This is a genomic window from Luteimonas cucumeris (assembly GCF_007830035.1).
GTDB lineage: Bacteria > Pseudomonadota > Gammaproteobacteria > Xanthomonadales > Xanthomonadaceae > Luteimonas_C > Luteimonas_C cucumeris.
Map to the genome: position 1 here is coordinate 99,934 of NZ_VLKN01000007.1, position 14,158 is coordinate 114,091.

A 14,158-nucleotide genomic window follows, 5' to 3' on the forward strand; every position below is an offset into this window, starting at 1 on the left:
CAAGGGAAAGACGATGAGCGACTGGGTACGCGTCTGCACGACTTCGGAACTGCTTCCCGGCGAAAGCAAGGTTGCCTGGGACGGCGATACGCCGATCCTGGTGGTGAACTACGACGGCGATTACTACGCGCTGGAGGACCGCTGCAGCCACGAGGACTTCGAATTGTCCGCCGGCGAATTCGACGGCGAGGAAGCCACCATCGAGTGCGTGCTGCACGGTTCGAAGTTCGACGTGCGCGACGGCCGCGCGCTCAACGCGCCGGCGTATGCGCCGGTGGTGAAGTTCCCGGTCAAGGTCGAGGGCGACGCCGTGTGGACGCGCGACGACCGTTGACCAGATCCGTGCGATGCGGATGTTTGTAACTGCGAATCATTATCATTACAATCCGCGTCGGACAAGGCCGTCCGGCCCGAACTGACAGGTTTGCAATGACTCCCTCCCGATTTGCCGTCGCTCCACTGGCGGCCGCGCTTGCTGTTGCGCTTTCCTCTCCGGCCCTGGCTGTCGAGGCCCACCCGGTCGAAGCGCCTGCCCTCATGCAGCACGACCCGACCGAACTGGACAAGGTGAAGGTCGAAGGCAAGTACATCGCCAAGGCGTCGTCGCCCAAGTACACCGAGGCGCTCAACGACACGCCGCAGACGATCACCGTGGTCACCAAGGAAACGATGGACCAGCAGGGCCTGCTGTCGCTGCGCGACGTGCTGAGCAACCTGCCCGGCATCACCTTCGGCGCGGGCGAAGGCGGCGGCGGCTACGGCGACAGCATCAACCTGCGCGGCTTCAGCGCCAACGGCGACATCACCACCGACGGCGTCCGGGACAGCGCACAGTACACGCGCACCGACACCTTCAACCTGGAGTCGCTGGAACTGGTCAACGGCGCCAACTCGGTGTTCTCCGGCGCCGGTTCGGTCGGCGGCAACATCAACATGGTGAGCAAGCAGGCGCACCTCGGCAGCGCGACCACGACAACCGCGGGCGCCGGCACCGACAGCTACGGCCGGATCACCGCCGACAGCAACACCGACTTCGGCAATGGCACCGCATTGCGCGTCAATGCGATGGCCCACCAGAACGACGTCCCCGGCCGCGATCACGAAAGCTTCGAACGCTGGGGCCTGGCGACCTCGCTGGCCTTCGGCCTCGGCTCCGACACGCGCCTCACCGTGAACTACCTGCATCAGGAAGACGACAACGTCCCGCAGTACGGCGTGCCCTACTACCGCAACGCCTACAACGACGGCCCACTGCCGGGCGTCGACAGCAGCAATTACTACGGCTACCACAATGTCGACAAGCAGGACATCACCGTCGACATGCTCACCGGCATCTTCGAGCACGACTTCAACGAACAGTTGAGCCTGCGCAGCCTGGCGCGTTTCCAGAAAGTCGACCAGGTTTCGATCGTCGACGCCGTGCAGGGCACCTGGTGCCTGTCCGGCAATGTCACGCCGACCAACGCCCCCTGCGTATCCGGTAACGGCGCCAACGCGATCACCGTGCCGCCTGGCCAGTATCTGCCCAGCGGACCGCGTGGCTACATGCGCGACACCAGCAACGGCATCGCGATCAGCCAGACCGACCTGACCGCGCGCTTCGCCACCGGCGCGGTCGAACATGCACTCGTCGCCGGCGTGTCGTTCTCGCGCGAGACCTTCGATCTCGACACCAGCAACCTGTTCCGCAATGCCGACGGCAGTAATCCATTCACGGCGCCGAACCACCTGCCGTTCATGGACATCTTCAATCCCGACTCGTACTACACCGGTCCGATCAACCGCACGCTGACCGGCAAGACTTCCGGGCGACTCAGCAACCAGGCCGCCTACGTGTTCGACACGATCAAGTTCAACGAGCAATGGATGCTCAACCTCGGCGCCCGTTACGAGCAGAACCAGGGCGATACCACGCCCTACACGATTTCCACCGCGCCCGGTTCGATCGGCGCCAATCTCGGCAAGGACACCCACGCACGCGCCGAGAGCGAGGACAACCTGTTCTCTTACCGCGCCGGCCTGGTCTACAAGCCGGCCGAGAACGGCACGGTCTATCTGTCCTATGCCAACTCGAAGACGCCGTCGAAGGCCACCGTCAACGGTTCCTGCACGCTGACCAGCACCACCGGCACGGCGAACTGTTCGGTCGAACCGGAAAGCGCGGTGAACATCGAACTGGGCACCAAGTGGCAGGTGCTTGGCGACCGACTGGCGCTGACCGCGGCGGTGTTCCGAAACGAGCGCGAGAACTATCGCGTCGCCGATCCGGATCCGGCCAACCTCAGCGGCGAGCAGTCGCTGGACGGTCGTGCACGCGTCGACGGCATCGCGCTGGGCGCGGCCGGACAGATCACCCGCGCGTGGTCGGTGTTCGCCAACTACACCTACCTCGACAGCGAAGTGCTGAGCAGCGTGTCGGATTACTGCCTGTCCAACCCGGGCGCGGCCGGCTGCGGCAACAGCGCGCAGTTCCCGGATCCGCAGCGCGGCAACCCGCTGACCAACACGCCCAGGCATTCGGCCAGCCTGTGGACCACCTACACGCTGGACCAGTGGACCTTCGGCTACGGCGCCACCTACCAGGGCGAGTACTACCTCAACAACAGCTTCCTGGAGCGCGACGGCACGCCGACCGCGCTGTACACGACGCCGGAGTACTGGACCCACCGCGCCATGGTCGGTTATCAGTTCAACCGCAACCTCGCGTTGCAGCTGAACGTCAGCAACCTGCTGGACAAGGAGTACTACCTGCGCATCCGCAACAACGGCTGGGCCACGCCGGGCGAGGCGCGCTCGGCGGTGCTGACGGCCACCTACCGGTTCTGAGGCAAAATCGCAGCCTGGGCGCGGCAACATCGTCGCGCCCATGCCGCGGAAAAAACACCATGCTGCTGCCGATCGCCAATGTCCTGACCGCCGACCAAGTGGCGCATTGCCGCGCCCGGCTGGATGGCGCCGACTGGGCGGACGGCCGCATCACCGCCGGCTACCAGTCCTCGAAGGCCAAGGACAATGCGCAGCTGCCCGAGGATTCGGCGGTTGCGCGCGAGCTTGGCGCGCTGGTGCTGGAGGCGTTGTCGCGCAACAGCACCTTCTTCTCGGCCGCGTTGCCCAGGCGGATCTATCCGCCGCTGTTCAACCGCTATGCCGGCGGCCAGTCGTTCGGTTACCACGTCGACAACGCGATCCGCTACGACCGCAGCCGCGGTGGCAGCGACGCGGTGCGCACCGATCTGTCGGCGACGTTGTTCCTCAGCGCGCCGGAGGAATACGACGGTGGCGAACTGGTCATCGAGGACACCTACGGCACGCAGCGCATCAAGCTGGCGGCCGGCGACCTGGTGCTGTACCCGGGCACCAGCCTGCACAAGGTCATGCCGGTGACCCGCGGCGAGCGGGTGGCGTCGTTCTTCTGGATCCAGAGCCTGCTGCGCGAGGATGCGCAGCGGCGCCTGATGTTCGAACTGGACGTGTCGATCCGCCAGCTCACGCAGTCGGTTCCCGACCATGCCGCCCTGGTGCAGTTGACCGGCGTCTACCACAACCTGCTGCGTCGCTGGGCCACGCCGTGAGCGAACGCGCGCGCGCCGCGACGGGAGCCATCGGCGGCCAGCAACGTCGTGGCTTCTGGCTGCGCACGCTGCACCAGTGGCACTGGATCAGCTCGGCGATATGCCTGGTCGGCATGCTGCTGTTCGCGATCACCGGCATCACTCTCAACCATGCCTCGAAGATCGAAGCCGAACCGCGGATCGACCACCGCACGCTGACCCTGCCGGCGCCACTGATGGCGTCGCTGGAGCGGCATGACGAAGGCAATGCGCCGTTGCCCGCGGCCGTCGCACGCTGGCTCGGCGACGAACTGCCGGTCGCGGTCGGCGCGCGCGATGCGGAATGGTCGGCCGACGAGATCTACCTGTCGATGACCGGCCCCGGCAGCGACGCCTGGATCAGCATCCAGCGCGCGGATGGTGCGGTCGAGTTCGAACGTACCGACCGCGGCTGGATCTCCTATCTCAACGACCTGCACAAGGGCCGCAACGCCGGGCCGGCCTGGGGCTGGTTCATCGACGTGTTCGCGATCGCCACGCTGGTGTTCTGCATCACCGGCCTGTTCCTGCTGCAGATGCACGCGCGGCAACGACGCATGACCTGGCCCTATGTCGGGCTGGGCCTCGTCGTCCCGGTGCTGCTGGCGCTGCTGTTCATCCACTGATTTCCATTCGACGAAGAGAGCGACATGCGAGCCAAACTGACGATCGTGCTGGGCACCCTGCTGGCAATGCCGGTATACGCGGCCGAGCTGGAGATCAACGTCGAGATCCCGCGCATCAATGCCGCCGAATACCACCGTCCCTACGTGGCGATGTGGATCGAAGGCGCCGACCAGAAAGCCGTCGCCAATCTCGCTGTCTGGTACCAGAACAAGGACACCAAGGAAGGCCATGGCACCAAGTGGTTACCCGACCTGCGCCAATGGTGGCGCCGTTCCGGACGCACGCTGAAGGTACCGGTGGATGGCGTCACCGGTCCCACGCGCCCGGTCGGCAAGCACGCGCTGAAGTTCGACGACCGCCAGCCTGAGCTGGCAAAAATGGCGCCCGGAAACTACACGCTGGTGGTCGAGGCGGTGCGCGAAGTCGGCGGCCGCGAACTGCTGAAGATTCCCTTCACCTGGCCGGTCAAGGCGTCGCAGTCGGGCAAGGCACAGGGCAGCAGCGAACTTGGCACTGTGACGCTGGCCGCCAAACCCTGATCGTTCCGCGGCGAAGGACGCTGATCCGACACCTGCCCGGCGACCGCGCCGAAACGCTTCCACACGAACATCTTCTGACGTCAAACCTTCTTCGCACCGCTGGAGTTCCCGATGAAACGCAAAGCAGTCGTACTCGCCCTCTCGCTGGCGGCGTTGCCGCTCTCCGCCCTCGCGCACAAGGCGTGGCTGCTGCCGTCGCAGACGGTCATCGCCGGCGAGAATCCGGTCATCACCGTCGACGCGGCGGTATCCAACGACCTGTTCTACTTCAACCACGTGCCGCTGCGACTGGACAACCTGGCGATCGTCGCTCCCGATGGCAGCCCGTTGCAGCCGTCCAGCCCGGCGACCGGCAAGTACCGCAGCGTGTTCGACGTCGAACTCAAGCAGCAAGGCACGTACCGCATTGGCGTGACCAACGATTACGCGACCGCAAGCTGGGAAGAGAACGGCAAGCCCAAGCGCTGGCGCGGCACGCCGGCCACCTTCGCCACGGAAGTGCCGAAGAGCGCGAAGGATCTGCAGGTAGGCCAGTCAGTCAGCCGCGTGGAGACCTTCGTCACCCACGGCTCGCCCAACGACACCGCGCTCAAGCCCAGCGGCAGCGGCCTCGAACTGGTGCCGGTAACCCATCCCAACGACCTGTACGCCAACGAGGAAGCGAAGTTCCGCTTCCAGATCGACGGCAAGCCTGCGGCGGGCCTGGACGTGGAGATCATCCGCGGCGGCACGCGCTATCGCAACGCGCAGGACGAGATCAAGGTGAAGACCGACGCCAGCGGCGAGTTCGCCGTGACCTGGCCGCAGCCGGGTATGTACTGGCTGGAAGTCAGCACGCAGGACGACAAGGTCAACGTGCCCGGCGCCAAGCAGCGTCGCCTCGGCTATGTGGCTACGCTCGAAGTGCTGCCGCAGTAACGCTTTCTTCTCCCGCCTGGCGGGAGTTCGGCCCCGCCCCGCTCGCCCGCGGGGCGAGGAAGCAGACCACGATGACCTTCGCGATCGACGCCACACCCGCACCCGCCAGCATCGACACGCTCGGTGGCGAAACGATGGGCACGACCTGGTGCGTGAAACTGGTTGCGCCGCGCGCCAGCCTGCACACGCTGCACGACGGCATCCAGTCGCAACTCGACAAGGTCGTCGCGCAGATGAGCACCTGGCGCGATGATTCCGACCTCAGCCGCTTCAATCGCGCGCGGCCTGGAAGCTGGGTCGCGCTGCCGGAAGCCCTGTTCGAAGTGCTGTCCTGCGCACTGCAGATCGCGCAGGCCAGCGAAGGCGCGTTCGACCCCACCATCGGCCCGCTGGTCGATGCCTGGGGGTTCGGGCCTCGAGGGCGCGGGCAAGGCGTTCCGTGCGCAGAAAAAATCGCGGCGATCCGTGCGCGCATCGGCTGGCAACGCCTGGCGCTGCGACACGACTCGCGTACGGCGCTGCAGCCTGGCGAGGTGCAGCTCGACTTGTCCGCCATCGCCAAGGGCCATGCCGTCGACCTGGTCGCAGCGCACCTGCAACTACATGGCATCGACAGTGCGCTAGTCGAGGTTGGCGGTGAGCTCTATGGCTACGGCCGCAAACCGGACGGCAGCGACTGGCGCGTCCTGGTCGAAACCGTTCCCGATCGCGACGACACCGGCGAGCCCCAGGTACTGCGCCTGTGCGGATGCGCCGTCGCTACCTCTGGCGATCGCTGGCATCGCTACCGGCATGACGGCAACGAGTACGCGCACACGCTCGATCCACGCAGCGGCAGGCCGCTCGAACGCGCGCCCGTCGCCGTGACCGTCGTCGCCGACGATGCGATGCATGCTGATGGCTGGGCGACTGCCCTGTCGGTGATGGGTGCGGAAGCGGGACTGGCATTCGCGCGACGGCATGCGCTGGCCGCACGATTCGTCACTCGCGGCACGTCAGGCATGGAAGTCGCGACCACTCGCGAATTCGACGACCGTCTCGACACATGAGCATCGCGACGACACGTTCGGCGCGGCTGACCCGCGCCGCCCTCGGCAACGCCGCACTGCTGCTGGCACTGCTCGCGCTGGCACTGGCTTTCCTGCAGCTGCACGACCTCGACTGGTTCGCGGTGCCGCCTGGCCGTGGACGCTGGCTGGGCGCGGGCATGACCCTGCTCGCCTATGCCGGTTTCTGCGGCTGGATGCTGCGGCGCCCGCAGGCACGCGACAACACCACCAACATGCCGGCCGATCCCGTGGCGAACGGGAAACCGCTGCTACTGGCCTATGCCAGCCAGACCGGCTTCGCGCAGCAGCTTGCCGAGCGCAGCGCGCGCAACCTGCGCGAGGCCGGGCTGCCGGTTCGCTTGTGCGACCTGGGTCGGCTCGATCCCGCCGTGCTTGCCGGCAGCGAGCGCGCACTGTTCTTGGTCAGTACTACCGGCGAAGGCGACGCGCCCGATCCTGCGCTGGCGTTCGTGCGCGACGTGCTCGGCCATCCCGCGTCGCTGCATGCGCTGCGTTATGGCGTGCTGGCCTTGGGCGATCGCGAGTACGACCATTTCTGCGGCTTCGGTCATGCACTGGACGAATGGCTGCGGCACTGCGGCGCACAGCCGCTGTTCGACCTGGTCGAAGTGGACAATGGCGACGAAGGCGCGCTGCGCCATTGGCAGCACCATCTGGCGCTGCTTGCCGAGCAACCGGACCTGCCCGACTGGACGCCACCGGCGTACGACAGCTGGCGCCTGTTAGAACGACGCCAGCTCAATCCCGGCACTGCCGGCGCGGCGGCGTTCCACATCAGCCTGTCGCCGCCGGCGGCGACGGCGCCCCACTGGAAAGCCGGCGACATCGCCGAAATCGGTCCCCGCAACGCGCCCGCGGCAGTGGGCCGATTGCTGGAAGAACTGGCGCTTGCGCCCGATGCGGTCGTCGACACCGACGGACGGGAAGAGCGCCTCGACGACGTCCTCGCACGCTCGCACCTGCCTGCCGCTGCGGATGTCATCGGGCTGGATGTACAAACGCTGGTGGGAAGCCTGCAGTCCTTGCCGCACCGCGAATATTCGATCGCCTCGCTGCCCGAGGACGGCAGCCTGCAGGTGCTGCTGCGACGCATGCTAAGGCCCGACGGCAGTCCCGGCATCGGCAGCGGCTGGTTGTGCGACTACGCCGTGCCCGGCAGTGCGATCGCGCTGCGCATCCGCGGCAATCCCAACTTCCATCCTCCCCTGACGTTGCGACCACTGATACTGGTCGGCAACGGCACCGGCATCGCCGGCCTGCGCGCACACCTGAAGGCGCGCATCGCCGCCGGCGCACACCGCAACTGGCTGCTGTTCGGCGAACGCAATGCCGATCGGGATTTCTTCTTCGGCGACGAGATCCTGCGCTGGCGCGAACAAGGTTTCCTGCAACGCCTGGACCTGGCGTTCTCGCGGGACCCAGGCGGCCATCGCTACGTCCAGGACGCCCTGGCCGCCGCCGGCGATGAACTGGCCCGATGGACCGACGACGGCGCGGCGATCTACGTGTGCGGCAGCCTGCAGGGCATGGCCCCGGGCGTGGACGGCGTGCTGCGCGCTGTACTCGGCGACGACGCTGTCGAGCGCCTGCGCATCGATGGCCGCTATCGCCGCGACGTCTACTGACTCGCCTGCTCAAGTTCCATCCTGTTGCGCAGGCTGAGCCAGCTTCGCGCTACAACTCAGCCTGATCGCGGCTGGATACGGATCAGCAACGCTTCGCCGCCGCCGTCGAGCACGTGCCGGCGCCGCGATGCATCGGCACGCATGAAGGCCGTGTCGCCGGCGGCCAGCGACGGCAGGTCGGAATCGTCGGCGAACCGCGCGCCGCCGGCCAGCAGGTGCACCACCCAGGTCGTACCCGGGTCGATGAAGATCACCATCGGCCCGACCAGGGGACGATGCCAGAGCTGTGCGTCGATCGCGTCGCGTCGCCACATCAGGTTGAAGTCGTGAGTCGGGCCGTCGACCAGTTCGCCGCTGATCGCGCGCTCGCCGCTGAAACGCAGGCGTTCGTGCGGAGGCAGCAGCGTGTGCGACTCGCCATCGTCGAAATGCAGGCGCAGGCCGTTACCGCTCAACAGCACGAGTTCTCGATCGATGCCGGGGAATGCCGAGAACGGCGCATCCTGTTCGATCTCGGCAATCGACAGCCGCCATTGCCATTCATCGTGATCCGGGACGCGGATGATCTGGCGCGTCCAGCCGGCGCCGTTCTTCCAGCGCTCGCGGCGGTATTCGTTGGCTGGAATGACCCAGGAGGCATCGGTGCTGTCGTGCATGCGGCGAGTCTAGCCGCTGCGACCGGAAGCGGCGCCATGGCCATGCCCGGGATGACGTCATCGCCCGCGCGCGCCGCATTCGCGAAGACGGAAAAGAAGCCGCCCAACCACACATCCAGGTGTGGCCGGGCGGCGTTACGTCCCTGTACTGGCGTCCTGCCAGATTCCGGTGGGGCATCCGGCCCCGTCACCGGCGGGTCGTGCGTCCCTGCGCGACCCGCGGTGCTTGTCCGCTCAGCGCTTGGCCACGGATTTGGCAGCGGCTGGCTTCGTGGCCGGCTTGCGTGCCGGTGCGCCGCCGCCGACCACGATGCGATCGCGGTTCTTCTCGATGGTCTTCAGGCCGATGCCCTTGACCAGGGCCAGCTGATCGGCACTCTTGAAGACGCCGTTCTGCTTGCGGTAGGCGACGATCGCATCGGCCTTGGACGCGCCGACATTGAGCAGCACGCGATCCAGGGTGGCTGCGTCGGCGGTATTGATGTTGACCTTCTCGTCCGCCGCCAGGGCGCTGCCCATCAGCGCCAGCGACAGCAGCAACGAGTTCAGGACCAGTTTGAAAGACTTCATGTCGATTCTCCTTGAGGTGGTGGGATTCCGTTCTTGCCGGCGTGCGCCGCCGGTGTGGACAGTGTCGGCAACCGCCGGCCCTGGTCCTATCGTCGGATCGGCCGCACCCAAGGCGGCATATGCCTCGCGGGCGTGTAGGAAAACTCCTACCTAACGCCTGCGGCGCTAAAATCATCGGTCTTCCCCTGACAAAGGCCCCGCCGTGGACGCCAGCAAGGTCGACCGCTTCATTGCCGAGAAATGGGACGACGACATCGTCCCGCAGCTCGTCGAATACATCCGCATCCCCAACAAGTCGCCGATGTTCGACGCCGACTGGGTCAAGAACGGCTACATGGACGATGCGGTCAAACTGATGGAGTCGTGGGCGCGGGCACAGTCGATTCCCGGCATGCAGCTGGAAGTGGTGCGCCTGGAAGGCCGCACGCCGCTGATCTTCATCGACATTCCGGCGACGGGACAGGAAACCGGCGACGATTGCGTGCTGTTGTACGGCCATCTCGACAAGCAGCCCGAGATGACCGGCTGGGACGATGACCTTGGCCCGTGGACGCCGGTGCTCAAGGGCGACAAGCTGTTCGGCCGCGGCGGCGCCGACGATGGCTACGCGATCTTCGGATCGCTGGCCGCGATCCAGGCGCTGCAGCAGCAGGGCGTGCCGCATGCGCGCTGCGTGATCCTAATCGAGGCCTGCGAGGAATCCGGCAGCTACGACCTGCCCGCCTACGTCGACCACCTCGCCGGGCGCATCGGCAAGCCGTCACTGGTGGTGTGCCTGGATTCGGGCTGCGGCAACTACGAGCAGTTGTGGTGCACCACTTCGCTGCGCGGCATGGCCGGTGGCAACTTCACGGTCAAGGTGCTGGAGGAAGGCGTGCATTCGGGCGATGCGTCCGGCATCGTGCCGTCGAGCTTCCGCCTGCTGCGGCAGCTGCTGTCGCGGATCGAGGACGAGGCCACCGGCCGCATCCTGGTCGATGCCCTGCATGCGGAGATTCCCGCGGCGCGTCTCGAACAGGCGAAGAAATGCGCGCAGGTCCTCGGCACCGCGGTCTACGACAAATTCCCGTTCCTTCCGGGCATGATGCCGATGGCGGACGACCTGACCGAACTGGTGCTCAACCGCACTTGGCGACCGGCGCTGTCGGTCACCGGTGCCGACGGCCTGCCGCCGCTGTCGTCGGCCGGCAACGTGCTGCGACCGCAGACGTCGGTGAAGCTGAGCCTGCGCCTGCCGCCGACCCTGGATGGCAAGCGCGGCGGCGAACTGCTCAAGGAAGCGCTGCTGCGCGATCCACCCAACGGTGCGCAGGTGACGCTGGATCTGGAGAAGGCCTCCACCGGCTGGAACGCGCCGGCGATGGCGCCGTGGCTGGAAAAAGCGATCGATGCCGCCAGCCTGGAATTCTTCAAGGCACCGGCGATGTACATGGGCGAAGGCGGCACGATTCCGTTCATGGGCATGCTCGGCGAGAAGTTCCCAGGCGCGCAGTTCATGATCACCGGCGTGCTTGGTCCGCACTCCAACGCGCATGGCCCGAACGAGTTCCTGCATATCCCGATGGGCAAGCGCGTCACCGCATCGGTGGCCCGGGTCATCGCCGAGCACCACGCCGCCAGCGTGCGCGGCGAGACCACGGGCGTGGCGGCCGTAGCCGGCGGCGAGCAGCACGGCGACCACGGTTGCTGCTGAGCCGGCCGATAGCCTTGAAGTCCCGGCCACGCCGTCGCTGGCGTGGCCGGTTGCGCCTTGCCTGTGTTCGAACTGTTTTTTCCACGTGGAGGGGATATGGAAGAGTTGCGGAGTCTGCTGGGCAACAACCACTGGTTCGTCACCATCCTGATCGGGCTGGTGGTCGGCGTGCTGGCGCGGTTCTTCGTATCCGGCAGGCACCGGATGGGCATCATCCTGACCACGCTGCTGGGCATTGCCGGCGCGGTCGTGGCCGGACTGGTCGGCCAGTACATGGGCTGGTATGGGCCCGGGCAGTCGGCGGGGTTCTTCGCTTCGCTATTCGGGGCGATTGCGATTCTGGCGTTGGTGGGGTTGTTTCGCGGGCGCTGAGGGCTTTCTAGCCCACTGTTGCGAGCGGTTGTGCAAGCTGTTGCTTTGTATGTCGTCATCACTGCGAAGGCGGGGCGAGGCGCCGTGTTTGCGAGTCACTGGCTCGCGCGGAGCAGAGCGCCATCGCGCCGTGCGCGATGGCCGGGGGTCGTAAGACCCAGTGACTTTGCACGTTTATAGAGCTGGGCGCGCCACCGCTCTTTTCTGCAAGAGCAAAGCTTCCGCCCACTTCGCGTGCGGGTCACTTTCTTTTGCTGACCCAAAAGAAAGTAACCAAAGAAAAGGGTCTTCCCCGATCAGAGCTAACGTTTGCATGTGATAGCTCGCGGGGATTATCCGACTCGCCATCCTGGCTCGGTCGGAAAACGGCGGCCATCCATGGCCGCCGCCCTCCGGGTCTGCCAACTCGCTCGGCACTTGCGATAGCTTGCCAGGGTCAGGGGCGAAACCTATCCACTTACCGGTGAGGAAGGCCCCTTGCGAGCCATTCGCTTGTAGGGTGATTACCGTCACTGTGCCGTGCGCTCGTTGGCCGGCCGCGTAACGGGCTTGGGTGATGGGCATGCTCGCCGTGCAATACGGGTCCGATCCCGGCGCCGGTTTAAGCTATGCGCTTGCCGCAGGGAATCGCATGAACGCAGCTTCCGTTTTCATCGACCGCGAAGAAGCCCGGCTCGGCTGGGCGCGACGCGTGCTGGACGACGCCGGCATGGTGCTGCAGCGCGCGTCGGTGGACGCCGGCCATCGCAGTTACTGGCGCACGCTCGGCAACGCGCCCAGCCACATCGTGATGGACTCGCCGCCCGGCCTCGAAGACGTTCGGCCGTGGTTGCGCATGCACGACCTGCTGGAAAATGGTGGCGTGCGTGTGCCGCGGGTGCTGGCGCGCGACGTCGAGGCCGGATTCCTGCTGCTCGAGGACCTGGGTGGACCGACGCTGGCGCAGGCACTCGACGCCGACAATGCCGATGCCCACTTCGGCGCCGCCATCGAACAGCTGCTGCGGCTGCAGTTGATCGCGCCGCCCGCCGGAATGGGCGAGTTCGGCGAAGCACTGCTGCAGCGCGATGCGGGGCTGTTCGAGGAATGGTTCCTGCGCCGGCATCTGGGCCTGCAACTGGATCGTGCAGACCTGGACCAGCTCGAACGGGTGCAACGCCGCCTGATGGACAACGCATTGGCGCAGGCGCGCGTGCTGACCCATCGCGATTTCATGCCGCGCAACCTGATGCCGGTGTCCCCCGGTCCGGCGGTACTGGATTTCCAGGACTGCGTGCGCGGGCCGATCGCCTACGATCCGGTCAGCCTGTTCAAGGATGCCTTCGTCAGCTGGCCGTTGGCGCGCGTGGACGGCTGGCTGGCGCAGTACCACGCCCGTGCGCTGGCAGTCGGCCTGCCGGTGCCCACGCTGGAAACCTTCATGCGCGATGCCGACTGGCTCGGCGTGCAGCGGCACCTGAAGATCCTCGGCATCTTCGCGCGGCTGCATCATCGCGACGGCAAGCGGAAATACCTGCCTGATGCGCCGCGCTTCATCGCCTATCTCGACGAAGTGCTGCCGCGCCATCGTGAACTGGCGCCACTGCGCGAACTGTTCGACGCGCACATTCGCCCGGCGATGCAGGCGCTGTCGCCCCATGACGATGCCCCCGGGAGCGCGTCATGAAAGCCCTGATCTTCGCCGCCGGCCTCGGCGAACGCATGCGACCGCTCACCGACGCCACGCCGAAGCCATTGCTGTCCGCCGGCGGAAAACCTCTGATCGTCTGGCACCTGGAAAAACTCGCCGCCATCGGCGTGCGCGACGTAGTGATCAACACCAGCTGGCTGGCCGAGCAGTTTCCGCAGGTGCTCGGCGATGGCGGTCGCTGGGATTTGTCGCTCCACTACTCCCGCGAAGGCGCCACGCCACTGGAGACCGGCGGCGGCATGCTGCAGGCGTTGTCGTTGCTCGGCGAGACACCCTTCATCGCGATCAACGGCGACATCTGGACCGATTACGACTTCACGCGCCTGCCAAGCGAACCGCAAGGGCAGGCGCACCTGGTGCTGGTCGACAATCCGCCACAGCATCCGCAGGGCGATTTTTCGCTGTCGCCGGATGGCAGGGTCTTCGCTCGCGGCCTCGATGCGTCCGCACCGGCACGAATGACGTCGTCGCAATCCACCGCGAAGGCGCAGCCGGCTTCGAGCCTGTTCTTCGCCGGCGCCGCTTCCTCGGCCGGAAAACTCACCTTCGCCGGCATCGGCGTCTATCGTCCCGCGCTGTTCGACGGCTGGCGTGGCGTGATCGGCGACGATCCGGCGGCGCAGGAATCGCCGCCGCGCTTCAAGCTGGCGCCGCTGCTGCGCGCGGCGATGGCACGCCAGGGCGTTTCCGGCGAGCACCATCATGGACGCTGGACCGATGTCGGCACGCCGGAACGCCTCGCGCAACTCGACCAGCAGCTGGATGCCGGCAAACCGGATCTGTAAAGCAGAGCTGCTTCGCTGCGGTA

At 66.4% G+C, this 14,158-nt stretch carries 14 protein-coding genes; 12 read left to right on the forward strand and 2 right to left on the reverse strand.

The window, feature by feature from the left end:
• Positions 1–13 precede the first annotated feature (13 nt).
• The 8 genes from IP90_RS14280 to IP90_RS14315 all read left to right on the forward strand — a co-directional run bounded on the left by IP90_RS14280 (position 14) and on the right by IP90_RS14315 (position 8,369).
• Positions 14–334 (forward strand): non-heme iron oxygenase ferredoxin subunit, encoded by a 321-nt coding sequence (locus IP90_RS14280; protein WP_144900328.1) that lies wholly within the window; start codon positions 14–16, stop codon positions 332–334.
• Positions 335–429: 95 nt separating this feature from the next.
• On the forward strand, positions 430–2,826 hold the full coding sequence (locus IP90_RS14285; protein ID WP_144900329.1) for a TonB-dependent receptor: 2,397 nt from the start codon (positions 430–432) through the stop codon (positions 2,824–2,826).
• 59 nt (positions 2,827–2,885) lie between these two features.
• Positions 2,886–3,572: a Fe2+-dependent dioxygenase gene (locus IP90_RS14290; protein ID WP_144900330.1), complete on the forward strand. Its 687-nt coding sequence runs from the start codon at positions 2,886–2,888 to the stop codon at positions 3,570–3,572.
• Positions 3,569–4,216 (forward strand): PepSY-associated TM helix domain-containing protein, encoded by a 648-nt coding sequence (locus IP90_RS14295; RefSeq protein ID WP_144900331.1) that lies wholly within the window; start codon positions 3,569–3,571, stop codon positions 4,214–4,216. The genes IP90_RS14290 and IP90_RS14295 overlap by 4 nt, the downstream gene beginning before the upstream one ends.
• Before the next feature lie 24 nt (positions 4,217–4,240).
• The gene (locus IP90_RS14300; RefSeq protein WP_144900332.1) at positions 4,241–4,756 is read left to right on the forward strand and encodes a DUF2271 domain-containing protein; all 516 of its coding nucleotides are present in this window, start codon (positions 4,241–4,243) and stop codon (positions 4,754–4,756) included.
• Positions 4,757–4,867: 111 nt separating this feature from the next.
• Entirely contained in the window at positions 4,868–5,674 is an 807-nt protein-coding gene (locus tag IP90_RS14305) for a DUF4198 domain-containing protein (protein WP_144900333.1), read from the forward strand.
• 83 nt (positions 5,675–5,757) lie between these two features.
• Positions 5,758–6,723, forward strand: coding sequence for an FAD:protein FMN transferase (locus IP90_RS14310; protein ID WP_425477127.1), 966 nt, complete (start codon positions 5,758–5,760; stop codon positions 6,721–6,723).
• Entirely contained in the window at positions 6,720–8,369 is a 1,650-nt protein-coding gene (locus tag IP90_RS14315) for a sulfite reductase subunit alpha (RefSeq protein WP_144900335.1), read from the forward strand. The genes IP90_RS14310 and IP90_RS14315 overlap by 4 nt, the downstream gene beginning before the upstream one ends.
• A 56-nt stretch (positions 8,370–8,425) precedes the next feature.
• Here the strand turns inward: IP90_RS14315 and IP90_RS14320 are convergent, their stop codons facing one another.
• On the reverse strand, positions 8,426–9,025 hold the full coding sequence (locus tag IP90_RS14320; protein WP_144900336.1) for a HutD/Ves family protein: 600 nt from the start codon (positions 9,023–9,025) through the stop codon (positions 8,426–8,428).
• 234 nt (positions 9,026–9,259) lie between these two features.
• Entirely contained in the window at positions 9,260–9,595 is a 336-nt protein-coding gene (locus tag IP90_RS14325) for a ComEA family DNA-binding protein (protein WP_144900337.1), read from the reverse strand.
• Positions 9,596–9,797: 202 nt separating this feature from the next.
• Between IP90_RS14325 and IP90_RS14330 the strand changes: the two genes are divergently transcribed.
• The 4 genes from IP90_RS14330 to IP90_RS14345 all read left to right on the forward strand — a co-directional run bounded on the left by IP90_RS14330 (position 9,798) and on the right by IP90_RS14345 (position 14,135).
• Positions 9,798–11,288, forward strand: coding sequence for a M20 family metallopeptidase (locus tag IP90_RS14330; protein WP_144900338.1), 1,491 nt, complete (start codon positions 9,798–9,800; stop codon positions 11,286–11,288).
• Between the two features lie 105 nt (positions 11,289–11,393).
• Positions 11,394–11,660 carry a GlsB/YeaQ/YmgE family stress response membrane protein gene (locus tag IP90_RS14335; protein ID WP_144900411.1) on the forward strand — a complete coding sequence of 89 codons (267 nt, stop codon included), beginning with the start codon at positions 11,394–11,396 and terminating at the stop codon, positions 11,658–11,660.
• A gap of 631 nt (positions 11,661–12,291) precedes the next feature.
• Positions 12,292–13,326 carry an aminoglycoside phosphotransferase family protein gene (locus IP90_RS14340; protein WP_144900339.1) on the forward strand — a complete coding sequence of 345 codons (1,035 nt, stop codon included), beginning with the start codon at positions 12,292–12,294 and terminating at the stop codon, positions 13,324–13,326.
• Positions 13,323–14,135, forward strand: coding sequence for a nucleotidyltransferase family protein (locus IP90_RS14345; protein WP_144900340.1), 813 nt, complete (start codon positions 13,323–13,325; stop codon positions 14,133–14,135). Before IP90_RS14340 ends, IP90_RS14345 begins: the two co-directional genes overlap by 4 nt.
• Positions 14,136–14,158 lie beyond the last annotated feature (23 nt).

Bases quoted from the DNA above. Each gene is read 5' to 3' on its own strand.
- IP90_RS14340 (WP_144900339.1), top strand. From the start codon at position 12,292: ATGAACGCAGCTTCCGTTTTCATCGACCGCGAAGAAGCCCGGCTCGGC.
- IP90_RS14315 (WP_144900335.1), top strand. From the start codon at position 6,720: ATGAGCATCGCGACGACACGTTCGGCGCGGCTGACCCGCGCCGCCCTC.
- IP90_RS14345 (WP_144900340.1), top strand. From the start codon at position 13,323: ATGAAAGCCCTGATCTTCGCCGCCGGCCTCGGCGAACGCATGCGACCG.
- IP90_RS14290 (WP_144900330.1), top strand. From the start codon at position 2,886: ATGCTGCTGCCGATCGCCAATGTCCTGACCGCCGACCAAGTGGCGCAT.
- IP90_RS14320 (WP_144900336.1), bottom strand. From the start codon at position 9,025: ATGCACGACAGCACCGATGCCTCCTGGGTCATTCCAGCCAACGAATAC.
- IP90_RS14300 (WP_144900332.1), top strand. From the start codon at position 4,241: ATGCGAGCCAAACTGACGATCGTGCTGGGCACCCTGCTGGCAATGCCG.
- IP90_RS14285 (WP_144900329.1), top strand. From the start codon at position 430: ATGACTCCCTCCCGATTTGCCGTCGCTCCACTGGCGGCCGCGCTTGCT.
- IP90_RS14325 (WP_144900337.1), bottom strand. From the start codon at position 9,595: ATGAAGTCTTTCAAACTGGTCCTGAACTCGTTGCTGCTGTCGCTGGCG.
- IP90_RS14305 (WP_144900333.1), top strand. From the start codon at position 4,868: ATGAAACGCAAAGCAGTCGTACTCGCCCTCTCGCTGGCGGCGTTGCCG.
- IP90_RS14280 (WP_144900328.1), top strand. From the start codon at position 14: ATGAGCGACTGGGTACGCGTCTGCACGACTTCGGAACTGCTTCCCGGC.